This window comes from Limnohabitans simekii (SeqCode) (genome assembly GCF_965234735.1).
Lineage (GTDB): Bacteria > Pseudomonadota > Gammaproteobacteria > Burkholderiales > Burkholderiaceae_C > Limnohabitans > Limnohabitans simekii.
The window spans coordinates 320,210-344,126 of sequence record NZ_OZ248540.1 but is presented as its reverse complement, the minus strand read 5'-3'; the positions used below and the strand labels follow the sequence as shown (position 1 = coordinate 344,126).

The following is a 23,917-nucleotide window of genomic DNA, read 5'->3' as shown; positions in this document are numbered from 1 at the left end:
TGATTCTATTCAAAAAACAAGATGTAGGAATACAACAATGAAGAAGCCGGTGCCGAATGGCTGCAACGCTTAACCCACGCCTACCCCAAGTTTGCTTGGATCAACCCCGAGCCGCTGGGTGTGTGGCAATACCGGCAAAGCATCAGCATCATCCAACAGCTGGTCAGCAACCGCATGTTTCCGCTCACCCTCAAGGGACTGGAAGACGCGATGCGGATGCTGAGCAAATAACTGACCCTATCCAATCGGATTCAATAAGCACGGTGTTGCGCCAGCGATATCCGCTTAGCTTTCCTTTGGGGTTTCGGCATCCGCTGCCGCTTTTTGTTGCTCCCGCTTCAGCTTCTCTTTTTTCAAGTCGTTCCATTGGTGCAGCGCGAACACAAACACCAGCCCAAATACGCCCAGTTCAATCCAAATGCCCATGAGAAGCCCCCTGTCTTTGTTCGTGACAATCTGCTCAAACCCCAAGCCTACAATTCTTTGCCAGCCACCGTAGTTCAATGGATAGAACTCTCCCCTCCTAAGGGAGTGATACAGGTTCGATTCCTGTCGGGGGCACCAACCAAGGGGGTTTTTGAGAATACATTCTCAATAATAGAAAATTCCTATCGAATACCCCTATGTAATTTTGAATTGATTCTTGCGATATTGGCTTCTTATTCTGATTCATGAATGGTGGGTGGCAGGTGTCTTTTGTTTTTCTCAAAGCTTCGCTGATCGCTCTTTTGACAATCGGTGTGGGTTTGGCCCATGCGCACCCGCATCTGCGCTTGGCCTACCAGCTTGACCCCATGCTGAACCAAGCTCGCCAACTCACGGGCTTTCATGTCAGTTGGCAAATGGACGCGCAAAACACCCTGCTAGTCCGCGAGAACATCGACCTGAACAAAAACAGCCAGCTCGACCCGGATGAACTCCAGGCTTTTGCCGAGGCGAACCAAAGCCTGATGCAGCCCTACCAGTATTTCCTCACCATTGAAGATGCGCAGACTGGCAAACCGTTGAATTTCCAAGTCAACAATTTTGTAGCGCGGGACGCGGGACGCGGTTTCCAAGGCGGCATTTTTCTAGAGTTTGCTGTTCAGCTGGCGGCTGACAAACAATTGGACCAGGTCAAATTGCAGATGCAAGACCCCACTTGGTACATCGGCTTTCAGCCGCGCTTGGGTCAAGTGCTCAGCAGCGATGCCTGTTCCTCAGATTTCACCCGCGAAAAAAGGCTCACCGACACCCAAGGTGAGCAAGAGTTTCAACGTATTCATGTTCAATGTGCATCAGGGTCTGAGGCCCGTCCTGCTGCACAGGTTTCGCCAACCAACGGGCCCATCAACGGAGACAATTCATGAAATTTAAGAAAATAGCTGCGGTTTTTTTCGCCAGTGCAGTACTCGGTACTTTGTCGATGGGCAGCGCATTTGCCTATGAGAAATGCCACAAATCCAAATGGGGTGCAAGCGACCAAATTGGCGCTTTGAACAACATCACCAAGGACAACGTGATGGCTGCCTCCAAGCTGGTCAAGCAAGGCAAGTCCATGCGCATGGGTATTGAAACCAACACCAAAACCCCCGCCTTCGCTCCTCGCACCTACTCTGTGACCATCGTGCGTCCCGGACAAGACTATGAAGGTCAAAGCTTGGGCAACACCAAAACCAACTACCACGACGACATTTTGCAAACCTGGGTGGGTATCGGTACGCAGTTGGATGGCTTGGGCCACATTGGTATTGACAACACCTATTACAACTGCACACCTGGCAGCGAAATCACTGGCATTTCAGGCCTGAAAAAATTCGGCATTGAAACCGTGCCTGCCGTGGCCACACGCGCTGTGTTGTTGGACATGACGGCGTTGATGGGCAAGGACATCATCCCTGAAGGCGTGGCCTTCAACCAACCCGAAATTGAAGCCGCGCTTAAAAAACAAGGCAACATGAAAATCAACAAGGGCGACATCGTGATCTTCTACACCGGCTGGCACAAACTGCTGGGCGTGGATGACAAGCGCAATGGTGCAGCACACCCTGGCTTGGGCGTGCAAGGCGCACGTTACCTGGCCAATTTGGGTGTGGCCATGGTCGGTTCAGACACTTGGGGCTTGGAAGTGATCCCATTTGAAAATGCGGGCCAAGTGTTCCACGTTCACCAGATTTTGCTGGCCGAATTTGGCGTCTTCATTTTGGAGAACGTGGTGGCCGAACAAGCTATCAAGGACAAAGTTTATGAAGGCATGATCACCGTGGCGCCTCACCGCACCACCGGCACAGTGCAAGCGATTGTCAACCCGACATTCATTTACTGATCAGCCCTTACAGCTGAAGCAAAAGGACACCTTCGGGTGTCCTTTTTTTTGTACGCTCAGAATTTCTTGCTCAGCCCCGTGTCTGGAAAGGCCTCAGGGATGGTGGCCACCTGGCCGCAATGCGCGGCGGTGTAGCCGGGCAACTGATTCACGGCAAACTGAAATTCATCGCTGTTCAAAATTTTCAAGACCGCTTGCAAATGCGGCTTGTCCAAGTCGGACTGGTTGCACAGCAAAAAATAGCGCTCGGTGGCCAAGGGCAAAAACTCCAGCTTGAAGCGCCGCGCAGGGGTTTCCACGCCAAAGCCGACATCGGCCATGCCACTGGCCACATAGGCGGCCACAGCTGCATGCGTGAATTCAGCCTGCTCATAGCCTGCAATGAGGGACGGATCGACTTGGGCTTTTTTCAGAAAACACTCCAGCAAAAACCGCGTGCCACTGCTGGGCTGGCGATTGACGAAGCGCAAGCCTTTGCGGGTCAGGTCTTTCACCTCGTAAATTTTGTGGGGATTGCCGCTGGCCACCATGAAACCTTGGCGGCGCGTGGCCACATGGATGATGCGGCTTTCCTTGGGTTTGAGCCATTTGGCGTAATGCTTGAACGCCAATTCTTCATACTCTCCCTGCGGGATGTGAAAACCAGCAATTTCACAAGCTCCCGCATGCAAAGAGGCCACCGCCTCCACACTGCCGACATACTTGCGCTCAACATGGGTGCCCGACAGCGCCAGCTTTTCAATCATTTTTTCAACGGCAAAGCCATGGCTGGCATGAACCCGCAACACCTCGTTGCTGGTGGACAAAACCCGGCCAATTTCCCCTTCAAGTTCCGAGGCCAAGGTTTCCAACATGGGCGTGAGCCGCGCAGAAATTCGGTGCCCAGCCCACACCAACTTCTCGGCCAAGGGCGTCAGGGTGGAACCTTTCCCACGCTCCATGTTCAACAAAGACATGCCCAACTGCTGCTCGCCTTGACGAATCAGGCTCCAAGCATGCCGGTAAGAGGCACCGGTTTTTTTGCACGAGCCCGACAAACTGCCATGGCTTTGCACTTCGGCCAGCAATTCCAGCAAGCGAGGGGCCAGGTTGTGACCATGGGCGTCACTGATGGTCCACTGCGGCTTGATCGAGACTTTGTGCATCCAGGATATAGGCTCTCAAGAGCATATTAGTTGTGTTGAAGAGTCCGATCTTAACTGAGCACAACAGACATATTGCGGCGTCTCAGTGCTTTCCCTAGACTCGGTTGTGCTGGGAAAGCATACGTTAAAGTCGAACGCTGGCACAACAACCAAAAAATTGGAGACAACATGAGCACATCAGTTGACGCTTCCGAGAGCGCGGCAAACGGCACACCCGGCTTTTTGTCAAAGGAACGCATCATTGCAGGCGAGGGATTCAACCGCTGGCTGGTTCCACCCGCCGCTCTCGCTATTCACCTTTGCATCGGCATGGCCTACGGCTTCTCTGTGTTTTGGCTCCCGCTGTCCAAAGCGCTGGGCATCAAAGATGCCATTCAATGCGGTCCCGACATTGGCTTCTTCCAAGAATTGTTCATCTCCACTTGCGACTGGAAAGTCTCCACGCTGGGTTGGATGTACACCATGTTTTTTGTGCTGCTGGGTAGCTCAGCAGCCTTGTGGGGTGGCTGGCTCGAACGTGCAGGCCCGCGCAAAGCAGGTGTGGTCAGTGCCATTTGCTGGTGCGGCGGCATGCTGATTTCTGCAGCTGGCATTTACTACCACCAGTTTTGGATGATGTTGTTGGGCTCCGGTGTCATTGGTGGCATTGGTTTGGGCTTGGGCTACATCTCCCCTGTCAGCACACTCATCAAGTGGTTCCCAGACCGTCGTGGCATGGCCACCGGCATGGCCATCATGGGCTTTGGTGGTGGTGCCATGATCGGCTCACCACTGGCCGCTGAACTGATGAAGATATTCGCGACCGACCTTGAGGTGGGCGTGTGGCAGACCTTTGTCTGCATGGCCTTGGTTTATTTTGTTTTCATGATGGGTGGCGCATTGGGCTACCGTGTTCCTCCCACAGGTTGGAAACCAGCGGGCTGGACACCACCGCCACAGCAAGCCAATAACGCCATGATCACGCAACAACATGTGCATGTCAGCAAAGTGTGGGGCATCCCACAATTTTGGATGGTGTGGGTGGTGTTGTGCATGAACGTGTCTGCAGGCATTGGCGTGATTGGCATGGCCAGCCCGATGTTGCAAGAGGTGTTTGGGGGTGCCCTGATTGGCATCGAGGCCAAGTTCATCGAGTTGGATAAAACACAGTTGACGATGATTGCAGGCGTGGCCGCTGGCTTCACGGCGCTGCTGAGTTTGTTCAACATCGGCGGTCGCATTATCTGGGCCAGTTTGTCCGACAAGCTTGGTCGCAAACTCACTTACGTGGTGTTTTTTGTCCTTGGCGCCGCTTTGTACGCCTCGGTGCCTGCCAGCGCCATGGCCGGGAACAAGTTGTTGTTTGTGGCTGCGTTTTGCATCATCTTGAGCATGTATGGCGGTGGTTTTGCCACCGTGCCTGCCTACTTGGCCGACTTGTTTGGCACGCAAATGGTGGGCGCCATCCACGGTCGCTTGCTCACCGCTTGGGCCACCGCCGGTATTTTGGGTCCCGTGGTGGTGAACTACATGCGCGACTACCAACTCGGATTGGGCCTGCCGCGTGAACAGGTTTACAACCAAACCATGTTCATCTTGGTGGGTATGTTGGTGGTGGGCTTGATCGCCAACCTGATGATCCGTCCTGTCCATCCCAAGCATTTCATGACGCCCGAGGAATTGGCCCATGAGAAAAAACTTGCCCACGAAAAAGCCAGCGCTTCCGAAGTACACGGCACCGGCGCACCTTCACATGTGAGCCCTGTGATCGTTTGGTTGGCTTGGACCGCCGTGAGCATTCCTTTGGCTTGGGGCATCTACCGCACCTTGCAAAGTGTCTCTAAATTTTTCAACTGATTGACTTATGAACAAGCCTCTTGTCGCGCCTGAACTCTTGCTGGTCAGCCAGCTCTTGCCCCAATTCCAAGAGCAACCGGGGGGGTTGCTCCCCTTGTTGCATGCCGTTCAGGACGCCTTGGGCTTTATTCCAGCCAACGCCGTGCCCTTGATCGCAGAAGGCATGAACCTGTCTCGCGCCGAGGTGCATGGCGTCATCACCTACTACCACTTCTTTCGCAGCACACCCCCGGGCCACCACGTGGTTCAGGTGTGCCGTGCCGAAGCCTGCCGCGCTTGTGGCAGTGAAGCGCTGTGGGCGCAAGCACAAAGCTTGTTGGGTTGTGGCGCCCATGAAACCAGCGTCGATGGCAAGTTTTCTTTAGAGCCGGTGTATTGCTTGGGTCTGTGTGCCTCTTCACCTGCCATGCAAATTGACGACAAGATGCATGTCCGCATGACCGAAGCCAAATTCAGCGCCGTTGTGGCCAAACTCGGGAGCGCCGCATGATCACGCTCTACGTTCCTTGCGATTCCGCCGCTTTGGCCGCCGGTGCCGATGACGTGGTGGATGCCTTGCACCACCATGCTGAAAAGCATGGCGTCGCCATCGACATTCAGCGCAACAGTTCACGCGGTCTGTTTTGGCTCGAACCCTTGGTCGAAGTGTTGACACCACAAGGCCGCGTTGCCTATGGCCCGGTCAGCACAGACGATGTGGCCTCTTTGTTTGAAGCCGGTTTCTTGAACGGCGGGACACATGCTTTGGGCTTGGGTCTCACCGATCAAATCCCTTACTTGGCCAAGCAACAACGCCTGACGTTCGCCCGCATGGGCATCACCCGCCCACTGTCTTTGGACGACTATGCCGCGCACGGCGGTTGGGTCGGTTTGAAAAACGCCGTGGCCATGGAGGCCACTGCCGTGGTGCAGCAAGTGCTCGATTCGGGTTTGCGTGGTCGCGGTGGCGCAGCGTTTCCAGCAGGCATCAAATGGCGCACCGTCTTGGGTACTACCTCTGCGCAAAAGTATGTGGTTTGCAACGCGGATGAAGGCGACTCGGGCACCTTCTCGGACCGCATGACCATGGAGGGTGACCCCTACATGCTCATTGAAGGCATGGCCATCGCCGGTTTGGCGGTGGGTGCCACCTTGGGTTACATCTACATCCGCTCCGAATACCCGCACGCCATCGCCACCATGAACACCGCCATCGCCTTGGCCGAGTCGGCGGGCTTTTTGGGCGACAACGTGCTGGGCAGTGGCAAGGCGTTTCGCATTGAGGTGCGCAAGGCCGCAGGGGCTTATGTATGCGGCGAAGAAACCGCCATGCTTGAAAGCATCGAAGGCAAGCGCGGCATCGTTCGCGCCAAACCGCCCTTGCCTGCCTTAGAAGGCTTGTTTGGCCAACCCACCGTCATCAACAACGTCATCACCTTGGCCAGCGTGCCCATCATCATGGCCAAGGGCGCTGGGTTTTACAAAGACTTTGGCATGGGCCGCTCCACCGGCACCTTGCCGTTCCAAATCACCGGCAATGTGTTGCAGGGCGGTTTGGTGGAACGCGCATTCGGTTTGAGCTTGCGCGAATTGTTGTTTGATTTCGGTGGTGGCAGCCGCAGTGGCCGCCCGATCAAAGCGGTGCAAGTGGGTGGCCCCTTGGGTGCCTATGTGCCCGAGTCGCAGTGGGATGTGCCACTGGACTATGAAGCCTACGCCGCCATCGGTGCGGTGGTCGGACATGGTGGCATCGTGGTGCATGACGACACAGCCAACATGGCCAGCTTGGCCCGCTACGCCATGGAATTTTGTGCGCTTGAAAGCTGTGGCAAATGCACGCCTTGCCGCATTGGCTCCACACGCGGCATGGAAACCATCGACCGCATTGGCACCGCTGCCAACAAAGAACAACAAGTGCATTTGCTGCGCGACCTGTGCGACACCATGTTGCATGGCAGCTTGTGCGCCATGGGCGGCATGACACCCTACCCTGTGTTGTCCGCACTCAACCATTACCCCGCAGACTTTGGCTTGGAAGCCAAAGCTGTTTCTGTTCCTTAAGGAAACACCATGTTGATGTACCTGAAACAAGAACGCGACCACGGCACACCTGCCCGCACTTCGACAGAAACTGTGCACTTAAGCATCGACGGCTATGACGTCAGCGTGCCCAAGGGCACCTCTCTCATGCGTGCTGCTGTTGAAGCTGGGATTCAAGTGCCCAAACTTTGCGCCACCGACAGCCTCGAGCCTTTTGGTTCTTGCCGCTTGTGTTTGGTGGAAGTTGATGGTCGCAAAGGTTTCCCCGCTTCTTGCACCACACCCGCCGAAGCTGGCATGGTGGTGCGCACCCAAACACCCAAGTTGCAAGACCTGCGCAAAGGTGTGATGGAACTCTATATTTCCGACCATCCCTTGGATTGTTTGACCTGCAGCGCCAATGGCAACTGCGAATTGCAAGACATGGCCGGTGTCACCGGTTTGCGTAATGTGCGCTATGGCGTGGGCGAGGCCGCTGGTGCACACCATTGCGATGCGAAGAAAGACGAGTCCAACCCCTACTTCACCTACGACGCCAGCAAATGCATTGTGTGCAACCGCTGCGTGCGCGCTTGCGAAGAAACCCAGGGCACCTTTGCCCTCACCATTTCTGGCCGTGGTTTTGAGAGCCGAGTGTCCCCCGGTCAAGACCAGCCGTTCATGGACAGCGAATGCGTGTCATGCGGCGCTTGTGTTGAGGCCTGCCCAACAGCCACCTTGCAAGAAAAATCCATCATCGAGTTGGGCCAACCCGAACACAGCCTGATCACCACCTGCGCTTATTGCGGCGTCGGTTGCGGCTTCAAAGCCGAGATGAAGGGCAACACCGTGGTGCGCATGGTGCCTTGGAAAGACGGCAAAGCCAACGAAGGCCACTCTTGTGTGAAAGGTCGTTTTGCATGGGGCTATGCCACGCACCAAGACCGCATCACCAAACCCATGATCCGCGCCAAGATCACCGACCCTTGGCAAGAAGTCAGCTGGGACGAAGCCATCAATTACGCAGCCTCTGAGTTCAAACGCATTCAAGCCAAGCACGGCAAAGACTCGGTGGGTGGCATCACTTCATCGCGTTGCACCAACGAAGAAACCTACCTGGTGCAAAAACTCGTGCGGGCCGCTTTTGGCACCAACAACGTGGACACCTGTGCCCGTGTTTGCCATTCACCCACCGGCTATGGCTTGGGCCAAACCTTTGGCACCTCGGCGGGCACACAAACCTTCAAATCCGTGGAACAGGCCGACGTGTTGTTGGTGATTGGTGCCAACCCCTCAGACGCCCACCCGGTGTTTGCCTCGCGCATGAAACGTCGTTTGCGTCAAGGCGCGAAATTGATCGTCGCCGACCCGCGCAAGATTGACTTGGTCAGCAGCCCGCATGTGAAAGCCCAACACCACTTGGCTTTGAAGCCCGGCACCAATGTGGCGCTCATCACAGCGTTGGCCCATGTGGTGGTCACCGAAGGCTTGGTGGCCGAAGACTATGTGGCGCAGCGTTGCGATAACAAGAGCTTCAATGAATGGTGCGAATTCGTCTCCAAGCCAGAGAACTCGCCCGAAGCCTTTGAAAGCGTCACCGGTGTGCCCGCCTCTGAAGTGCGTGCCGCTGCACGCATGTACGCCGCCGGACCGAACTCAGCCATCTACTACGGCTTGGGCGTCACCGAACATTCACAAGGCTCGACCATGGTGATTGGCATTGCCAACCTGGCCATGGCTTGTGGCATGGTGGGTCGTGAGGGCGTGGGCGTGAACCCCTTGCGCGGTCAAAACAATGTGCAAGGCGCTTGCGACATGGGCAGCTTTCCGCACGAGTTGCCAGGCTACCGTCACATCTCGGACACGACCACACGCACTTTGTTTGAAGGCGCTTGGGGCGTGGCCCTGAGCCCCGAACCAGGTTTGCGCATCCCCAATATGTTTGACGCCGCCATGGACGGCTCGTTCTTGGGCTTGTACTGCCAAGGCGAAGACATCGTGCAATCCGACCCCGACACCCAACACGTGGCGGCTGCCTTGTCAGCGATGGAATGCATCGTGGTGCAAGACATCTTCCTGAACGAAACAGCCAAGTACGCCCATGTGTTTTTACCGGGCTCTTCCTTCTTGGAAAAAGACGGCACCTTCACCAACGCCGAGCGCCGCATCTCGCGTGTGCGCCAAGCCATGCCCCCCATGGCCGGTTTGGCCGATTGGGAAGTCACGGTCAAGCTGGCCAAAGCCTTGGGCTACGAGATGCACTATGCGCATCCCGAAGAGATCATGAAAGAGATTGCCGCGCTCACACCCAGCTTCAGCGGTGTCAGCTATGCCAAGATCGATCAGCACACCAGCTTGCAATGGCCTTGCAATGACAACACTCCAGACGCAGGCATGGACATCATGCACACCGCTGGATTCATGCGCGGCAAAGGCAAGTTCTTCCCCACGCAGTACGTGGCCAGCCAAGAAAAAATCACGCGCAAATTTCCGCTCTTGCTCACCACCGGCCGGATCTTGTCCCAGTACAACGTGGGCGCACAAACCCGCCGCACCGACAACAACCAGTGGCACAGCGAAGACCGCTTGGAAATCCATCCGCACGATGCTGAAGAACGCGGCATCAAGCAAGATGATTGGGTCGGCATCGAAAGTCGTTCAGGTCGCACCGTGTTGCGTGCTGAAATCAGCGAGCGTATGCAAACCGGTGTGGTCTACACCACGTTCCACTTCCCCGAGTCGGGTGCCAACGTGATCACCACCGATGCCTCCGACTGGGCCACCAACTGTCCCGAGTACAAAGTGACAGCGGTGCAAGTGGTGGCGGTCAGTCAACCATCCGAGTGGCAGCAAAACTACCAACGCTTCAACAAAGACCAACTCGGTTTGCTGGCCAAGGCGCAGCACAAAACCGAAGCCTTTGAAGTGATGGGCAAATGAACACCAGCCACAGCGCGGCTTTGGCCTTGGCCGAAGAAGTGCCTGTGGCACTGGTGTTCAATGGCATCACCCATGCGGTGATGATGGCCAGCCCCGCCAACCTCGAAGACTTTGCATTGGGCTTTGCCCTGACCGAAGGTTTGTTGCAAAACCCCTCACAGCTTTACGGCGTGGACACCGAGGTGTTGGCCCAAGGCATTGAAGTGCGGCTTGAAGTGGCCACACAAGCCGAACAAGCCCTGAAAGAACGTCGCCGCAGCATGGCCGGTCGCACAGGCTGTGGTTTGTGTGGGGCCGACAGTTTGGGCCAAGTGCGCTTGGCCTTGACCCAAGCGCCTGAGGTCCACGTTCAACAAGACGCCATGTTCAAAGCACACAGCATGTTGCGCTCCAAGCAACCCGAAAAACTGCGCACTGGTGCCACCCATGCAGCTGCCTGGGCCAACTTACAAGGCGATATTTTGTTGGTGCGCGAAGACGTGGGCCGTCACAACGCCTTGGACAAACTCATTGGTGCTTTGGTGAAGGCCGAACAAAACATGCAGCAAGGTTTTGTCTGCATCACCAGTCGCGCCAGTTTCGAGATGGTGCAAAAAACCGTGAAAGCCGGTGCCGGTGTGTTGACGGCAGTATCCGCACCCACATCGTTGGCAGTGGAACTGGCGCAAGACCACAACCTGGTGCTGGCTGCCATGGTGCGCGGTGAGCAGTTCAACGCCTACAGCCACGGCCACCGTTTGATTTCAACCCAACCCTCATTGACGACAGAAGCACATCATGGACATTGACAACCTGGTTCACATGGCCAATCAAATTGGCGAATTTTTCTCGGCCTTCCCCGACCAAGAAGAGGCCAAGAGCGGCATCGCCACCCACATCCATAAATTTTGGGAACCACGTATGCGCAACTTGATTTTGGATGGCATTGACCAGCAAAATTTGCCGACATTGTTGCCCTTGGTGCGGCAAGCCTTGGAACAACATGGCGCAGCCTTGCGGCCAAAAATTGCCGCGGGTGCGGCTTGATCAGAACCAATCATGATTCACTGCGCTTTCAGGGCGCTGTGAAGCCGTGTTTTTTCAAAATCGACTGGCCTGCGTTGGACATCACAAACGCCATGAACTTGAGCGCATCTTCTGACTTGGTTGAGGATGCAACTTTGGCCATCGGGTAGTGAATCGGTGAGGTGGTCGCCACTTGAAAGGCCACTTTCACTTTGCCCGCCATCAACTGCGCGTCACTGGCATATACAAACCCAGCGTCCACTTCATTGCGAGCCACATAGTCCAGGGCTTGCCGAACGTTTTGGGTGCTGATGACTTTGTCTTTCACATCCTTCCACAGCCCCGCGTTTTCCAATGCGCCTTGAGCGTAGAGGCCAGCAGGCACACTGGCTGGCAAGCCCATGGCAAAACGCTTGATGTCAGGCTTTTTCAAGTCGACAAGCCGCGTCATCACGGCAAGACTGTTGGCAGGTGTGACCAGTACCAATTGGTTGCTGGTGAACACCTTCACGTCAGCCGCATTCACCGCTTTTCTGGCCACCGCTTTGTGCATGGTGTCGGTATCTGCACTGGCAAACACATCCACAGGCGCACCATTCACCATTTGCTGCAACAAAGCCCCTGAAGCACCAAAGTTGAACTTGACTTTGGTGCCAGGGTGTTGGGCTTCAAACTGTCTGCCCATGTCTTGGAAGGCTTGGGTCAGGCTGGCGGCTGCAGAGACGGTGAGCTCGGCGGCCCACGAAGAGACGCTGAGCAACAGAGACAAAGCGACAGTGATACGGTTCAAATGTTTCATGGGGTGGACTTAAAAACTGAGTTGAGTGCGAACCGAGAAGAGCTTTTCTTTGTTAGTGAATCCCACATCCGTCGCGGTTGTAGAGAGATAAGTGACCTTGGTGCCAAACTTGGTTTCAGCATAGTTGAACATCACACGTGCGTTCGGGTTCAAGATCCAATTCAAACCCAAGGTGTTGGTGGTTGCTTTGGCTGAATTTTCACCACGCGATGTGTTGGTGTTGATCGTGCCAAACGTGGTGGTGTTGGTTTTGGTGACACCCGAGCCTGCCAGTGCCGTCCCTGCGGGCTCACCCACTTTGTAGCTGGAAACACGCCAGCCTGCTTGCCAACCACCGGTACCGCCGCCACCAAAATTCGACTTTGGCTTCACACTGCCAAATGCCCCAGACTTGTAGGCTGAGGACCAGTTTTCTCCGGTGATGTTGTACAAAAATTCATGGTAATTTGTTTTTGCAGTCACATCCAACGTGGCTGTGCCTTTCAATCCAAGCGCACCCAAGGCTGAGTCTGTGTTGTAGTTCAAGGCCCTGGCACTGTAGGCGGCATCCACATATTCAGTTTGAAATTTCCAAGGGCCTGTGGCCAAGGCCAGTTCCAAACCTTTGAGTTGTTTGCTGATGTTGGCCACATTGTTGGCCAACCCACCGAAGGCGGGACTGATGGTGTCACCACTGATTTGTGCCCGGTACACATTGGCCATACCTCTGTTTTCCGAGCGGAATGCCAACACCGTGCCACGGGTCAATCCGCTGATGGCCGCACCGGTATCCGTGCTGACCGTGGGTGTGGTTTGGAAACTGCCTTTGTCCAAGCCAATACCGAAGTGAAGGATGGTGTCGCTGATACCGCGCAGTTCAGCCAAGTTCACGGTGGCGCGGGCTGCGCCCAATGCACCGATGTTGTCGATGTTTGATATTTCATTGAAACCGTCTTGGTAAACAGACACGCCATAGGTGAAGCCTTTGACGGGTTCTCCATGGATCATGCCGCCCAAGCGGTGGCTGGGCACCAACTGGTTGCCATAAGAGCGCTCCATGAAATCCAAACCATTCGCGCTGGACATTTCTTCCAAGGAAAACGGCTGCTTGAATCGACCCACACGCACTTGCACTTGCTGGTTGTAGCCATAGTTGATATAGGCACGGTGAATCAAGTTGGCGTTGCTCCCCAAGGTGTTGGTGATCAATTCATAGTCGATGTCTTTGAGGAGCGTGCCGGTGATGCCGAGTCGGCCCCGACGAACTTCAAAGTTATCGGCACCAGATGCAGTGTCTTTGTCATTTGAAGCTGCCAATCCATTGCTGATGCTTCGCGCATCAAAGTGAAATTGCCCATAGAGATTGACCGAGCTTTGCCCATCGGCAGAAACCAGGCCAAAACCGCTGGGCTTGACCGCGCCATCAGCTGCGAACAATGCGCCAGAGGCGGCCAACAACAAGGCCGCGACCAGGGGGTTGATTTGGATGCGATGGTAGGCTTTGAATGAATGCAACATACTTTGCTTTTGCCTTGAGAATTCTGAAATAGAATAGCGAATCGAATCGCTCTTCTTTTTTGGAATAGCGAATTTACCATCCTTTTTTGGAATTTTGTTGATGGTTGGCAAAAACACAAAAGACCTAGGGAAAGCCCTCGGCCACAGCAAGACGGACAAACGCATCGACATCCTGCGTCGTCTGCAAGACGCTGGCTCCATCTCAGAGGCAGCACGTCGGGCGGGTGTCAGCTACAAAGCCGCCTGGCAAGCCATCGACATCCTGAGCAATTTGGCTGGCACCCCCTTGGTTGAAAAAGTGGTGGGCGGTGCAGGCGGCGGCGGTGCCCAACTCACCAAGGCAGGTAAAGAGTTGCTGAAGGCTTCCACCGATTTGGAAATGGTGAAGTCGCAGCTCACCAAGAAGTCCGGTGGCAAATCGGGTACTGACCATGCAGGCAGCGGCATGTTGGGTCTGCGCACCACCATGCGCAACCAGTTCCCTTGCACGGTGTCTGGCATCAGCAAAAAAGGCAGTTTTGTGCGGGTGGAGCTCAGTTCCAAAGGCGGCACGGTTTTTTATTCCAAGATCACCAGTGCCAGTGCCGAGTTGTTTGAGTTGCATGTGGGTCAAGCCGTGTTGGTGTTGTGCAAGGCCACCGCGGTCAGCATCAAACAAGCCTCCAGTGAAAAGCACAAAAACGTGGTGCATGGCGTGGTGGTGCGCAAATCACGTGGCAGCACCAGTGGTGAAATCAATTTGCTGGTGGAACCCAGCATCACCATCGTCGGCTTTGCCGAGCACTTGAGCGACTTCAACATCAGTGATGAAGCGATTGCAGAGTTGGATGAAACAGCGGTGGTGTTGGCGCTGGCCAACTGACAACAAGGACAGGGTTCGCGCCCTGATGCACGAATGGATGAAGCTTGGATTGCATTGCGGTTGACCTTGAAGGTGGCGGGCTTCGCCACCCTCATCAATTTGTTTTTAGGCATTGGCGTGGCCTATGTGTTTGCCCGCAAAAACTTCTGGGGCAAAGACGTGTTGGACGCGGTGCTCACGCTGCCGATGGTGATGCCGCCCACCGTGCTGGGCTACTACCTGTTGGTTTTGATTGGCCGCAACGGCCCCATCGGTGCGTTTTTACAAAACAACTTCAACATCAACCTGATCTTCACCTGGCAAGCTGCGGTGATTGCCGCCGCCATCGTGTCCTTCCCCTTGGTCTTCAAAGCCGCACGTGCGGCGTTTGAATCCTTGGAGTCCCAATACGAACAATCCGCCAGGGTCTTGGGCATCAGCGAATTCGCCATCTTCTTTCGCGTCACCTTGCCACTGGCGTGGCGCGGTATTTTGTCGGGTGTCTTGTTGTCATTCGCTCGCTCCTCAGGTGAGTTTGGTGCCACCTTGATGGTGGCGGGCAGCATTCCGGGTCAAACCCAAACCTTGTCGATTGCGGTGTACGAAGCGGTGCAAGCGGGTCGGGATGATGTGGCCAATTTCTTGGTGCTGCTCACCTCGGTGGTCTGCATCAGTGTGTTGTTGGTGTCGGGCAAACTCATGCCCGGCCGTGTGATCGAGTCACGCTAAGGGGTCGCTATGTTGTGGGATGTGTCACTTCAAAAAACCTATGCAAGCAAGCAGCATCAGTTTGAATTGGATGTCAGCTTTCAAAGCAATGCCGCTCGCTTGGTCTTGTTTGGTCCCTCCGGTGCGGGCAAAACACAGATCCTGAAAATGTTGTCCGGCCTGACCACACCAGAACATGGACACATTCGTTTTAACAATGTCACTCTTTTTGACGAGTCTCTGGGGATTTGCACCACCCCCCAAGAACGTGCACTGGCCTATGTGTTTCAAGAGTATGCTTTGTTTCCACACCTGACCGTCATGCAAAACATCGCCTTCTCTCTCCATAAACGCTGGTTCAACCCAGCACTGCAGTTCAGCCACCCTGATGTGGACCACTGGCTGGACAAGTTCGAGTTGCGCACCTTGGCCCATCAGTATCCGCATCAACTCTCTGGCGGCCAAAGTCAACGTGTGGCCTTGGCCCGCGCCTTGGTGATGCGACCCAAAGCCATTTTGCTAGACGAACCTTTTTCTGCGCTGGATGAAAGTTTGCGTCAAAACCTGCGCCAAGAGTTGTCGCAAGTGCAAGCGCAATTGAACATCCCCATGATCCTCATCAGCCACAACCCAGACGATGTTGAAAGCTTTGGCGATGAGATCATTGAAATCGCAAAAGGCCATGTGGTGACGCACGCTGTTTGAGCGCTCCTTTTTTTTCAACCATTGAAAGACCTGCCATGCCCCACCCCAAATTCACACTGAGATTTGCAAGTGCGTTGCTGTTGCTGAGCAGTTGGCCTGTGATGGCACTAGACGCTGCCGGTGCGCTGCATCAACGCGCCGATGCCGCCACCTGTGCCAACTGCCATGGCAGTGAAGGCCGCGCAGTGCCTGGCTCCAGCGTCCCCTCCATTGCAGGTTTGCCACGCGACTACATGGTGGCGCAGATGAAAGCCTTCAAGGACGGCAGCCGACCCGCCACCGTGATGCACCAACTGACCAAAGGCTTGACCGATCAACAAATCGAGAGCATGGCCGATTATTTCGCTGCTCAAAAACGCTAAGGACACACCATGCAAAGAAGAACACTGCTTCAAACCGGCTTGGCCTTGGGTTCTCTGTCAGCCCTCTCGGGCTGCGCCACACTCACCAGCCAAGCGCCTGCCAAAGCCCAGGTGGTGGTGATTGGTGGCGGCTATGGCGGTGCTACAGCGGCCAAGTATGTGCGGGTCTTGTCCAATTACAAAATCAGCGTAGTGTTGATTGAACCGAACAAGACTTTCATTTCATGCCCCATGTCCAACTTGGTCTTGGGTGGCAGCAAAACCATGGCGCAAATCACCACGCCCTACACGGCCCTCAGCAGCAAGCATGGTGTCAGTTTGGTGCACGACCTTGTCACCGCCATCGACCCTGCGAAGAAAACCGTGAGCTTGAAAAACGGCGGCATCATCAGCTACGACAAACTCATTGTGTCGCCTGGTGTGGACATGCATTTCGACAGCATCGAAGGCTTGCAAGCGGCCAATGCCAGTGGTCAAATTTTGCAAGCGTGGAAAGCGGGCGCGGAAACCACGGCGCTGCGCCAACAACTTGAAGCCATGCCCGACGGTGGTGTGTATGCCCTCACCGTGCCTGAAGCGCCGTACAAATGCCCGCCGGGGCCGTATGAACGCGCCAGCCAAGTGGCGCATTACTTCAAGCAAGCCAAGCCCAAATCCAAGGTGCTGATTCTGGATGCCAACCCCGACATCACCTCCAAACCTGCTTTGTTCAAAAAGTTTTGGAGCGACAACTACAAAGACATCATCGAGTTTCGCCCCAACCACAAGGTCGTGGCGGTGGACGCCAAAACCAGCACCTTGAAATTCGATGTGCAAGAAAGCATTCGTGCTGATGTGCTGAACGTTTTACCCGCCATGCGTGCAGGCTCCATTGCCATGCAAACGGGTTTGGCCACGGTGAACAACCGCTGGTGTGGCATCAACTACCAAACCTTCGAATCATTGGCCGCCAAAGACATCCATGTGTTGGGTGACGCCACATTGGCGGCTCCTGCCATGCCCAAGTCGGGGCACATGGCCAACTCACACGGCAAAGTGGCGGCAGCAGCTGTGGTGGCGCAACTCTCCGATTTGGCCATCAACCCCAGACCATTACTAACCAACACCTGCTACAGCTATGTGAGTGACAAGTTGGTGATTCACGTGGCGTCGGTGCATCAGTTCAACGCCGAAGAGAAGACCTTCAAAACCGTGCCAGGTTCGGGTGGGTTGTCCACCGAGGCAAATGCGCTTGAAGGCACGTATGCCTGGAATTGGGCGCAGAACATTTGGGCTGACACGTTGCTGTGAAGTCACGCTTAGGTAATTGGGGTCAGATTCCAATTAGTTTTGAAAAGCGACTTTGCCAGCAACAATCGTGGCCCTGACCTGCCCCACCATTTCACTGCCACTCATGTCAAACGCAAACGGCGTGTGCTTGCTCTGACTGCGCAGTGCTTCGGGCTTGACAGCCCATGAAGCCTCAGGGTTGTAGACGCACACATCGGCCACACCGCCCACACGCAACTGCCCCAAGCCCTGACCGCGCACACCCAACAACTGCGCGGGTGCCGAGGTGACGACTTGCAATGCACGCAACACATCCACTTCACTTTGCGCCGCCCATTTCAACGTGGCACTGAGCAACATCTCTAAGGCCGTGGCACCCGCTTCGGCTTGTGCGAAGGGCAAGGCCTTGGCATCGCCTTCCACTGGTGTGTGGTCGGACACCAGCACATCGATGGTGCCGTCTTTCAAACCTTCACGCAACGCATCGCGGTCGCGTTGTTGGCGCAGGGGCGGCGTGAGCCGGGCGCGGGTGTCAAAGTAGCCCATGTCGGCATCGGTGAAATGCAAGTTATGGATGCTCACATCCGAGCTGATGGCCAAGCCTTCGGCCTTGGCTTGACGCACCAACGCGACACCCGCTGCGCTGGACAAGCGACACACATGGACGCGAGCCCCACTGGTGCGCATCAAATCGATGATGGTGTGCAGCGCGATGGTTTCTGCGGCCACGGGCACGCCACTCAAACCCATTCGGGTGGCCAAGGGGCCGCTGGCCGCCACACCTTGGCCCAGCGCCGCATCTTGCGGTCGCAACCAGATGCAATAGCCATACGTGGCGGCGTATTGCATGGCGCGTTGCAAGGCTTGGTTGTGGCTCATGTTCTGCTCGGCTTGCGAAAAACCAATGCACCCAGCCAAGGTGAGTTCGGCCATGGGCGTCAGGGCTTCGCCGTCCAAACCACGTGTGAGTGCACCCAATGGAAACACGCGCGACAACTGCAAACGCGCCGCGCGAAATTGCAGCATCTCCACCAAACCTGGTTCATCCAACACGGGTTGGGTGTCGGGCGGACAAACCACGCTAGTGACACCACCAGCGACTGCCGCCGCCAATTCTGTCTCCAACATGCCTTCGTGCTCGTGGCCGGGCTCACCCAATCTTGCACACGCGTCCACCAAGCCCGGCATCACGATGCAACCCGTGGCGTCCATGGTGTGCGTGGGTTTGAAACTGGCATCCACTTTGCCAATCGCCAAGATGCTGCCGTTTTGAATCGCCACATCGGCGCGGGTGTTCATGCCAGAGGCCGGATCAATCACGTGCCCGTTTTGAATGAGGATGCTCATGCGTCGTTTCCTGCCACGATGGACATCACCGCCATGCGCACAGCGATGCCAAAAGTCACTTGCGTCAAGATGACGCTTTGCGGTCCGTCCACCACCGCCGATTCGATTTCCACGCCCCGGTTGATCGGGCCGGGGTGCATCACGATGGCGTCGGGTTTGGCCAGTTGCAGCTTGGCTTGTGTCAGGCCAAAACTCTTGAAATATTCTTGACTTGAGGGCAACAAAGCACCGCTCATGCGTTCGTTTTGCAATCGCAGCGTGATGACCACATCGCAGTCGCGGATGCCATCTTCCAAGCTGTGAAACACCTTCACACCGAGTTGCGACATGTCCGAGGGCACCAAGGTTTTCGGGCCGACCACACGCACCTCGGCGCAACCCAAGGTGGTGAGCGCATGAATGTCCGAACGCGCCACCCGCGAGTGCAGCACATCACCCACAATGGCCACGCGCAAGTTGGCGAAGTCTTTCTTGAAATGGCGGATGGTGTAGGCGTCCAGCAAACCTTGTGTGGGGTGCGCGTGCCTGCCGTCACCCGCGTTGATCACGTGCACATGGGGCGCCACGTGCTCGGCAATCAAATACGGTGCGCCCGATTCGCTGTGGCGCACCACAAAAATATCGGCGGCCATGGCGCTCAGGTTGGCGATGGTGTCCAGCAACGATTCGCCTTTGCTGGCAGAGGAACGCGCGATGTCGAGGTTGAACACATCAGCGCTCAAACGCTTGGCCGCTATTTCAAACGTGGTGCGGGTCCGGGTGCTGTTTTCAAAAAACAAATTGAACACACTCTTGCCGCGCAGCAAAGGTACTTTTTTCACCTCGCGGTCGTTCACCGACACGAACTGGCTGGCGGTGTCCAAGATTTTTGTCAGGATGTCGCGCGACAAGCCTTCGGTGGACAACAGGTGAATCAATTCACCGTTGCGGTTGAGTTGCGGGTTGCGTTTGTAAAGCATCTCAGCCCTCCACCGAAAAAGCGAATTGATGTTGTGCGTCACGGGTCAGGCGCAAGGATTGGTTGCCCGGCAAACTCAAACGCGCCGCCGCATAGTCAGCTTGCACCGGCAACTCGCGCCCGCCTCTGTCCACCAACACCGCCAAGTGCACGGCAGCCGGTCGGCCATAGTCGAACAACTCGTTCACCACCGCGCGGATGGTGCGCCCCGTGAACAACACATCGTCGATCAACCAAATGACTGCGCCGTCTACCGCGAAAGGCAACTTGGTGGCCGCACTGTCGGCCATGCCGCGTTGCGCGAAGTCGTCGCGGTGCATCGAGGAAGACACGACACCCAAAGCTTCAGAACGACCGAGGTCGGCATGCAAGCGTTCAGCCAACCAAGCGCCCCCAGAAGTGATGCCCACCAAATGCGCAGTGGGGCTCAAGCGTTCACGCAGGTCTTTCAACATCTGGGCGTACAAGGCCTGGGCGTCGAGGGATAAATGGCCAATGCTCATGGTGCGAGGTTTCTTAAAAATTGATCAAGGATGACGCAGGCCGATGCCGAGTCCACATCGGTCGCACCTGCCGCGCGTGCTTCGGTGGTCGAGTAACGCTCGTCCACCTCAAACACAGGCAAGCCAAAACGACCCTGCAATTGACGCGCAAACTTTTGCGCACGGTCGGTGTTTTCATGGCGTGCGCCATCGGGGTGGTAGGGCACACCGACCACCAGCGCATCGGGTTGCCAGCGTTCAATGTGTTGGGCAATCAGCGGCCAACGTGCGTCCCCTGCAGCTTTCACCGTGCCTTGCGGTTGGGCTTGGCCCAAGAGTCGTGAAGCGTAAGCCACACCTGTGCGTTGCAGGCCGAAATCGAAAGCCAAAAAGGATTGCAGGGCTGTGGCAACGGGCGGCGCAGCCACGTTCATGCGTGACCCGCCTGTGGCGACAGCATCCAGGCTTGCAAGCCCAGCAAGGCCAAGGCGCTGTCATAGCGGTGTTCAATCGGCGTGTCAAAAATCACTTGGGCATCGGCTTCCACCGTGAGCCAACTGTTTTCAGCGAGTTCACTTTCCAACTGGCCTTGCGCCCAAGCGGCATAGCCGAGTGTGATGAGCACCTTGCGTGGACCCGCGCCAGTGGACAGCGCTTCAAGCACATCTTTGGAGGTGGTCATCTCCAAGCCGCCGGGAATCATCAGCGTGGAGGCATAGGTGTTTTCAGCCTCGGGGCCATTCGGGTCGGCTTTGGCGAGCGGCTCGTGCAGCACAAAGCCGCGCTCGGTGTGCACCGGGCCGCCTTGCAACACAGGAATTTCAATCAGGTCGGTGCGGCCCAGGTTGAGGTCGACTTTTTCGAACAACTCTTCCATGCGCATGGGGCTGGGCTTGTTGATGATCAGACCCAAGGCGCCACGCTCGGAGTGTTCACACATGTAAACGACACTGCGGGCGAAAGATTCGTCCATCAAACCCGGCATGGCGATCAGGAAATGATGCGTCAGGTTGATGGGTGCAGAATCCATGGTCATGCCAAGATTTTAAGGTGAACATGCCTCCCCAAGTTTTAGACCAGTTTGACAGCGTGTTGGTGTGGTTCCGCCGGGATTTGCGCTTGGACGACCACACCGCACTCAGCACCGCCTTGAAGCATGCCAAGCATGTGCACGCGGCCTTTGTATTTGACACCGCCATCTTGGACAAATTACCGCGCCAAGACCGGCGCGTGGCCTTCATCCACGCGTCGCTGCACGAACTCGATGCCGCTTGGCGCGAACGCGCGGCGAATACGGAGGCGGGCTTGCTGGTGCGCCACGGCGAAGCCATCCACGAAATGCTTCAACTCGCCCAATCCCTGGGGGTACAAGCCGTGTTCACCCACCATGATGACGAGCCCGAGGCCTTGGCCCGCGACGCCCAAGTGCGCGGCAGCTTGGCCAACCACGGTATTGCGTTTCACAGCTTCAAAGACCATGTGGTGTTCGAACGCAGCGAAGTGCTCACGCTCAGCGGCACACCCTATGGGGTGTTCACGCCGTACAAAAACGCGTGGTTGAAAAAAGTCACGCCTGCTGATTTGGCGGCACGACCGACACAAGCCCAGACCGGTCAATTGGCCAGCATCCCCAAGGCCTTGCGCCAGCCCATCCCCAGCTTGCAGGACATGGGTTTTGAAGCCGTGGATTTGGCGGCGCTGCACATCCACCCGGGCATGTCAGGTGCGCAGATGCTGTTGAAAGATTTCGACAAGCGCATGAGCGACTACGAAGCCACGCGCAACTTTCCCGCCGTGAAAGGGCCCAGTTATTTGAGTGCACATTTGCGCTTTGGCACGGTGTCGATTCGGCAGTTGGCGCGCTTGGCCCATGCACGTGCCCTGAAAAACGATGCGGGTGCGCAAACCTGGTTGTCTGAATTGATTTGGCGCGATTTCTACCACCAGATCATGCACCACCATCCGCACGTGGTGCACAGCGCTTTCAAGCGCGAGTACGACGACATCCAATGGGACAAAGACAAGCACGTCAAGGCCTTGTTCAAAGCCTGGTGTGACGGCCAAACCGGCTACCCGCTGGTGGACGCAGCCATGGCGCAGATCAACCAAAGCGGCTACATGCACAACCGACTGCGCATGGTGGTGGCGAGTTTTTTGGTGAAAGATTTAGGAATTGATTGGCGCTGGGGCGAGGCTTACTTTGCCCAACACTTGATTGACTTTGACTTGGCCGCCAACAACGGCGGTTGGCAGTGGGCCAGCTCAAGCGGCTGCGATGCCCAGCCCTACTTTCGCATCTTCAACCCGATCAACCAAAGCGAAAAGTTTGACCCGCAAGGCAAGTTCATCAGGCGTTATGTGCCACAACTGAGTGGCTTGCCCGACAAAGCGATTCATGCGCCGTGGCTGGCCAAACCGATGGAGCTGCAAGCAGCGGGTGTGGTGTTGGGCCAGAACTACCCGATGCCGGTTGTGGACCACGCGCAAGCGCGGGCCAAAACTTTGCTGCGCTATTCGGTGGTGAAAAAAAGTTAGACCGGCACCATTTCAAAGTCTTCTTTGCGTGCGCCACATTCGGGGCAAGTCCAGTTCATCGGCACTTGTTCCCACGGGGTGCCGGGGGCGATGTTGCTGTCGGGGTCGCCCAACGCTTCGTCGTAAATCCAGCCACAAATCAGGCACATCCAAGTCTTGTTCACGGGGTCTCTTTCATTCGAGGAAGCACACAAACCACGTTGAAACCGTGGCATAGAATGAATCAAAGTATAGACGGCCATGAACCCCACCCTCCCGCTCCCAGACGAAGGCCAGACACCCGAAATGGCCCATCCTTGCGTGCTGTGTTTCAACAGCAATGACCCCAGCGGTGCAGGTGGTTTAACCGCAGACATCTTGGCCATGTCCTCGGTGGGTGCGCATGTGTTGGCCATCAGCACCGGCAGCTATGTGCGCGACTCCGCTGAAACCTTCGACCACATGGCCATGGACGAAGACGCGGTGGACGAACAAGCCCGCATCATCTTGGAAGATATCTCGGTGCAAGTCATCAAGGTGGGTTTTTGCGGCACGCCCGAAATTGTGGCCACCATCGCCGAGCTGTGCACCGACTACGCCGATGTGCCGGTGGTGGCTTACATGCCCAGCTTGTCGTGGTGGCAAGACGACCCGATTGAAGCCTACCAAGACGCGTTCATGGAACTGCTGTTGCCACAAACCACGGTGTTGGTGGGTAACCATTCCACGCTGTGGAGATGGTTGTTGCCCGAGTGGGGCAGCGAACGCCCGCCCACCGCGCGCGACATTGCCAAAGCCGCCGCCGACAAAGGCGTGCCCTACACCTTGGTCACCGGATTGCCGCAAGGCAGCCAACATTTGGAAAACGCCTTGGCCACGCCCCTCACGGTGTTGGTGAGCGAAACCATCGAGCGTTTTGACGCGGTGTTCACCGGGGCAGGTGACACCTTGAGCGCGGCCTTGGCTGGCTTGCTGGCCATGGGCGACGACCTCGAGGCCTCGGTGGGTGAAGCGCTGGGCTTTTTGGACGGCAGCTTGGACGCGGGTTTTCGCCCTGGCATGGGCCATGCCGTGGCCGACCGTTTGTTTTGGGCGCAAAGCGTGGATGAAGCCACCGACGATGAAGCCGATGGCGCAGCCACTGCCGAAGATTTCTCGCTGCCCGGCCACCACACCCGGCATTGATTTTGTTGCACGACTGGGAAG

Annotated in this window: 25 protein-coding genes, 1 tRNA gene and 1 pseudogene; 17 read left to right on the top strand and 10 right to left on the bottom strand. The window is 56.2% G+C overall.

Annotated elements, in window-relative coordinates; all coding sequences use genetic code 11:
- Positions 1 to 27 precede the first annotated feature (27 nt).
- Positions 28 to 231 (top strand): annotated as a pseudogene (locus AC8GFP_RS01740) (hypothetical protein); the annotation flags it as partial.
- A gap of 54 nt (positions 232 to 285) precedes the next feature.
- On the opposite strand, the gene AC8GFP_RS01735 reads toward AC8GFP_RS01740, so the two are convergent.
- The gene (locus tag AC8GFP_RS01735; RefSeq protein WP_506609644.1) at positions 286 to 471 is read right to left on the bottom strand and encodes a hypothetical protein; all 186 of its coding nucleotides are present in this window, start codon (positions 469 to 471) and stop codon (positions 286 to 288) included.
- Between the two features lie 18 nt (positions 472 to 489).
- On the opposite strand from AC8GFP_RS01735, the gene AC8GFP_RS01730 reads away from it, so the two are divergent.
- The 3 genes from AC8GFP_RS01730 to AC8GFP_RS01720 all read left to right on the top strand — a co-directional run bounded on the left by AC8GFP_RS01730 (position 490) and on the right by AC8GFP_RS01720 (position 2,305).
- A tRNA-Arg gene (locus tag AC8GFP_RS01730) sits at positions 490 to 564 on the top strand.
- 164 nt (positions 565 to 728) lie between these two features.
- Positions 729 to 1,349, top strand: a complete 621-nt coding sequence (locus tag AC8GFP_RS01725) for a DUF1007 family protein (protein WP_506609642.1) — start codon at positions 729 to 731, stop codon at positions 1,347 to 1,349.
- Complete coding sequence (locus AC8GFP_RS01720; protein ID WP_506609640.1) at positions 1,346 to 2,305, top strand: cyclase family protein; 960 nt, start codon at positions 1,346 to 1,348, stop codon at positions 2,303 to 2,305. The genes AC8GFP_RS01725 and AC8GFP_RS01720 overlap by 4 nt, the downstream gene beginning before the upstream one ends.
- A gap of 56 nt (positions 2,306 to 2,361) precedes the next feature.
- On the opposite strand, the gene AC8GFP_RS01715 is transcribed toward AC8GFP_RS01720, so the two are convergent.
- On the bottom strand, positions 2,362 to 3,450 hold the full coding sequence (locus tag AC8GFP_RS01715; RefSeq protein ID WP_506609638.1) for a substrate-binding domain-containing protein: 1,089 nt from the start codon (positions 3,448 to 3,450) through the stop codon (positions 2,362 to 2,364).
- A gap of 168 nt (positions 3,451 to 3,618) precedes the next feature.
- Between AC8GFP_RS01715 and AC8GFP_RS01710 the strand changes: the two genes are divergently transcribed.
- The 6 genes from AC8GFP_RS01710 to AC8GFP_RS01685 are packed head-to-tail and all read left to right on the top strand — an operon-like array spanning position 3,619 to position 11,250.
- Entirely contained in the window at positions 3,619 to 5,286 is a 1,668-nt protein-coding gene (locus AC8GFP_RS01710) for an OFA family MFS transporter (protein WP_506609636.1), read from the top strand.
- A gap of 7 nt (positions 5,287 to 5,293) precedes the next feature.
- Positions 5,294 to 5,776 (top strand): formate dehydrogenase subunit gamma, encoded by a 483-nt coding sequence (locus AC8GFP_RS01705; RefSeq protein WP_506609634.1) that lies wholly within the window; start codon positions 5,294 to 5,296, stop codon positions 5,774 to 5,776.
- Complete coding sequence (locus tag AC8GFP_RS01700) at positions 5,773 to 7,326, top strand: formate dehydrogenase beta subunit (RefSeq protein ID WP_506609632.1); 1,554 nt, start codon at positions 5,773 to 5,775, stop codon at positions 7,324 to 7,326. The genes AC8GFP_RS01705 and AC8GFP_RS01700 overlap by 4 nt, the downstream gene beginning before the upstream one ends.
- Positions 7,327 to 7,335: 9 nt before the next feature.
- Complete coding sequence (fdhF, locus tag AC8GFP_RS01695) at positions 7,336 to 10,224, top strand: formate dehydrogenase subunit alpha (protein WP_506609630.1); 2,889 nt, start codon at positions 7,336 to 7,338, stop codon at positions 10,222 to 10,224.
- Positions 10,221 to 11,012, top strand: coding sequence for a formate dehydrogenase accessory sulfurtransferase FdhD (gene fdhD, locus AC8GFP_RS01690; protein WP_506609629.1), 792 nt, complete (start codon positions 10,221 to 10,223; stop codon positions 11,010 to 11,012). Before fdhF ends, fdhD begins: the two co-directional genes overlap by 4 nt.
- Complete coding sequence (locus tag AC8GFP_RS01685; RefSeq protein ID WP_506609627.1) at positions 11,002 to 11,250, top strand: formate dehydrogenase subunit delta; 249 nt, start codon at positions 11,002 to 11,004, stop codon at positions 11,248 to 11,250. The genes fdhD and AC8GFP_RS01685 overlap by 11 nt, the downstream gene beginning before the upstream one ends.
- A gap of 28 nt (positions 11,251 to 11,278) precedes the next feature.
- Here AC8GFP_RS01685 and modA read toward each other — a convergent pair whose 3' ends face one another.
- Both modA and AC8GFP_RS01675 read right to left on the bottom strand, forming a co-directional pair.
- Complete coding sequence (gene modA / locus AC8GFP_RS01680) at positions 11,279 to 12,028, bottom strand: molybdate ABC transporter substrate-binding protein (RefSeq protein WP_506609626.1); 750 nt, start codon at positions 12,026 to 12,028, stop codon at positions 11,279 to 11,281.
- 9 nt (positions 12,029 to 12,037) lie between these two features.
- The gene (locus AC8GFP_RS01675; protein ID WP_506609625.1) at positions 12,038 to 13,525 is read right to left on the bottom strand and encodes a porin; all 1,488 of its coding nucleotides are present in this window, start codon (positions 13,523 to 13,525) and stop codon (positions 12,038 to 12,040) included.
- A gap of 100 nt (positions 13,526 to 13,625) precedes the next feature.
- Here AC8GFP_RS01675 and AC8GFP_RS01670 point away from each other — a divergent pair, with 100 nt between their 5' ends.
- From AC8GFP_RS01670 to AC8GFP_RS01650, 5 genes are read left to right on the top strand one after another with little or no spacing between them, the layout of a single operon-like run.
- Complete coding sequence (locus AC8GFP_RS01670; RefSeq protein WP_506609624.1) at positions 13,626 to 14,387, top strand: TOBE domain-containing protein; 762 nt, start codon at positions 13,626 to 13,628, stop codon at positions 14,385 to 14,387.
- Between the two features lie 33 nt (positions 14,388 to 14,420).
- Positions 14,421 to 15,095 (top strand): molybdate ABC transporter permease subunit, encoded by a 675-nt coding sequence (modB, locus tag AC8GFP_RS01665; RefSeq protein ID WP_506609623.1) that lies wholly within the window; start codon positions 14,421 to 14,423, stop codon positions 15,093 to 15,095.
- A 9-nt stretch (positions 15,096 to 15,104) separates the two neighbouring features.
- Complete coding sequence (locus tag AC8GFP_RS01660) at positions 15,105 to 15,779, top strand: ATP-binding cassette domain-containing protein (protein WP_506609620.1); 675 nt, start codon at positions 15,105 to 15,107, stop codon at positions 15,777 to 15,779.
- A gap of 35 nt (positions 15,780 to 15,814) precedes the next feature.
- Positions 15,815 to 16,141 (top strand): c-type cytochrome, encoded by a 327-nt coding sequence (locus AC8GFP_RS01655; RefSeq protein ID WP_506609619.1) that lies wholly within the window; start codon positions 15,815 to 15,817, stop codon positions 16,139 to 16,141.
- 9 nt (positions 16,142 to 16,150) lie between these two features.
- Positions 16,151 to 17,431 (top strand): FCSD flavin-binding domain-containing protein, encoded by a 1,281-nt coding sequence (locus tag AC8GFP_RS01650; RefSeq protein WP_506609618.1) that lies wholly within the window; start codon positions 16,151 to 16,153, stop codon positions 17,429 to 17,431.
- Between the two features lie 33 nt (positions 17,432 to 17,464).
- Here AC8GFP_RS01650 and AC8GFP_RS01645 read toward each other — a convergent pair whose 3' ends face one another.
- From AC8GFP_RS01645 to AC8GFP_RS01625, 5 genes are read right to left on the bottom strand one after another with little or no spacing between them, the layout of a single operon-like run.
- On the bottom strand, positions 17,465 to 18,757 hold the full coding sequence (locus AC8GFP_RS01645; RefSeq protein WP_506609616.1) for a dihydroorotase: 1,293 nt from the start codon (positions 18,755 to 18,757) through the stop codon (positions 17,465 to 17,467).
- Positions 18,754 to 19,716, bottom strand: coding sequence for an aspartate carbamoyltransferase catalytic subunit (locus AC8GFP_RS01640; protein ID WP_506609614.1), 963 nt, complete (start codon positions 19,714 to 19,716; stop codon positions 18,754 to 18,756). Before AC8GFP_RS01640 ends, AC8GFP_RS01645 begins: the two co-directional genes overlap by 4 nt.
- Before the next feature lies 1 nt (position 19,717).
- The gene (pyrR, locus tag AC8GFP_RS01635) at positions 19,718 to 20,218 is read right to left on the bottom strand and encodes a bifunctional pyr operon transcriptional regulator/uracil phosphoribosyltransferase PyrR (protein ID WP_506609612.1); all 501 of its coding nucleotides are present in this window, start codon (positions 20,216 to 20,218) and stop codon (positions 19,718 to 19,720) included.
- A complete protein-coding gene (ruvX, locus tag AC8GFP_RS01630) occupies positions 20,215 to 20,631 on the bottom strand; it encodes a Holliday junction resolvase RuvX (RefSeq protein WP_506609611.1) in 417 nt (138 codons plus the stop codon). Before ruvX ends, pyrR begins: the two co-directional genes overlap by 4 nt.
- On the bottom strand, positions 20,628 to 21,233 hold the full coding sequence (locus AC8GFP_RS01625; RefSeq protein WP_506609609.1) for a YqgE/AlgH family protein: 606 nt from the start codon (positions 21,231 to 21,233) through the stop codon (positions 20,628 to 20,630). Before AC8GFP_RS01625 ends, ruvX begins: the two co-directional genes overlap by 4 nt.
- Positions 21,234 to 21,253: 20 nt before the next feature.
- Between AC8GFP_RS01625 and AC8GFP_RS01620 the strand changes: the two genes are divergently transcribed.
- Entirely contained in the window at positions 21,254 to 22,732 is a 1,479-nt protein-coding gene (locus tag AC8GFP_RS01620) for a cryptochrome/photolyase family protein (protein WP_506610512.1), read from the top strand.
- Here the strand turns inward: AC8GFP_RS01620 and AC8GFP_RS01615 are convergent.
- Positions 22,729 to 22,881: a rubredoxin gene (locus AC8GFP_RS01615; RefSeq protein WP_506610510.1), complete on the bottom strand. Its 153-nt coding sequence runs from the start codon at positions 22,879 to 22,881 to the stop codon at positions 22,729 to 22,731. The two genes, AC8GFP_RS01620 and AC8GFP_RS01615, sit on opposite strands and share 4 nt — an antisense overlap.
- A gap of 91 nt (positions 22,882 to 22,972) precedes the next feature.
- Between AC8GFP_RS01615 and thiD the strand changes: the two genes are divergently transcribed.
- Positions 22,973 to 23,896: a bifunctional hydroxymethylpyrimidine kinase/phosphomethylpyrimidine kinase gene (gene thiD / locus AC8GFP_RS01610; RefSeq protein ID WP_506609607.1), complete on the top strand. Its 924-nt coding sequence runs from the start codon at positions 22,973 to 22,975 to the stop codon at positions 23,894 to 23,896.
- The last annotated feature ends 21 nt before the right edge of the window (positions 23,897 to 23,917 follow it).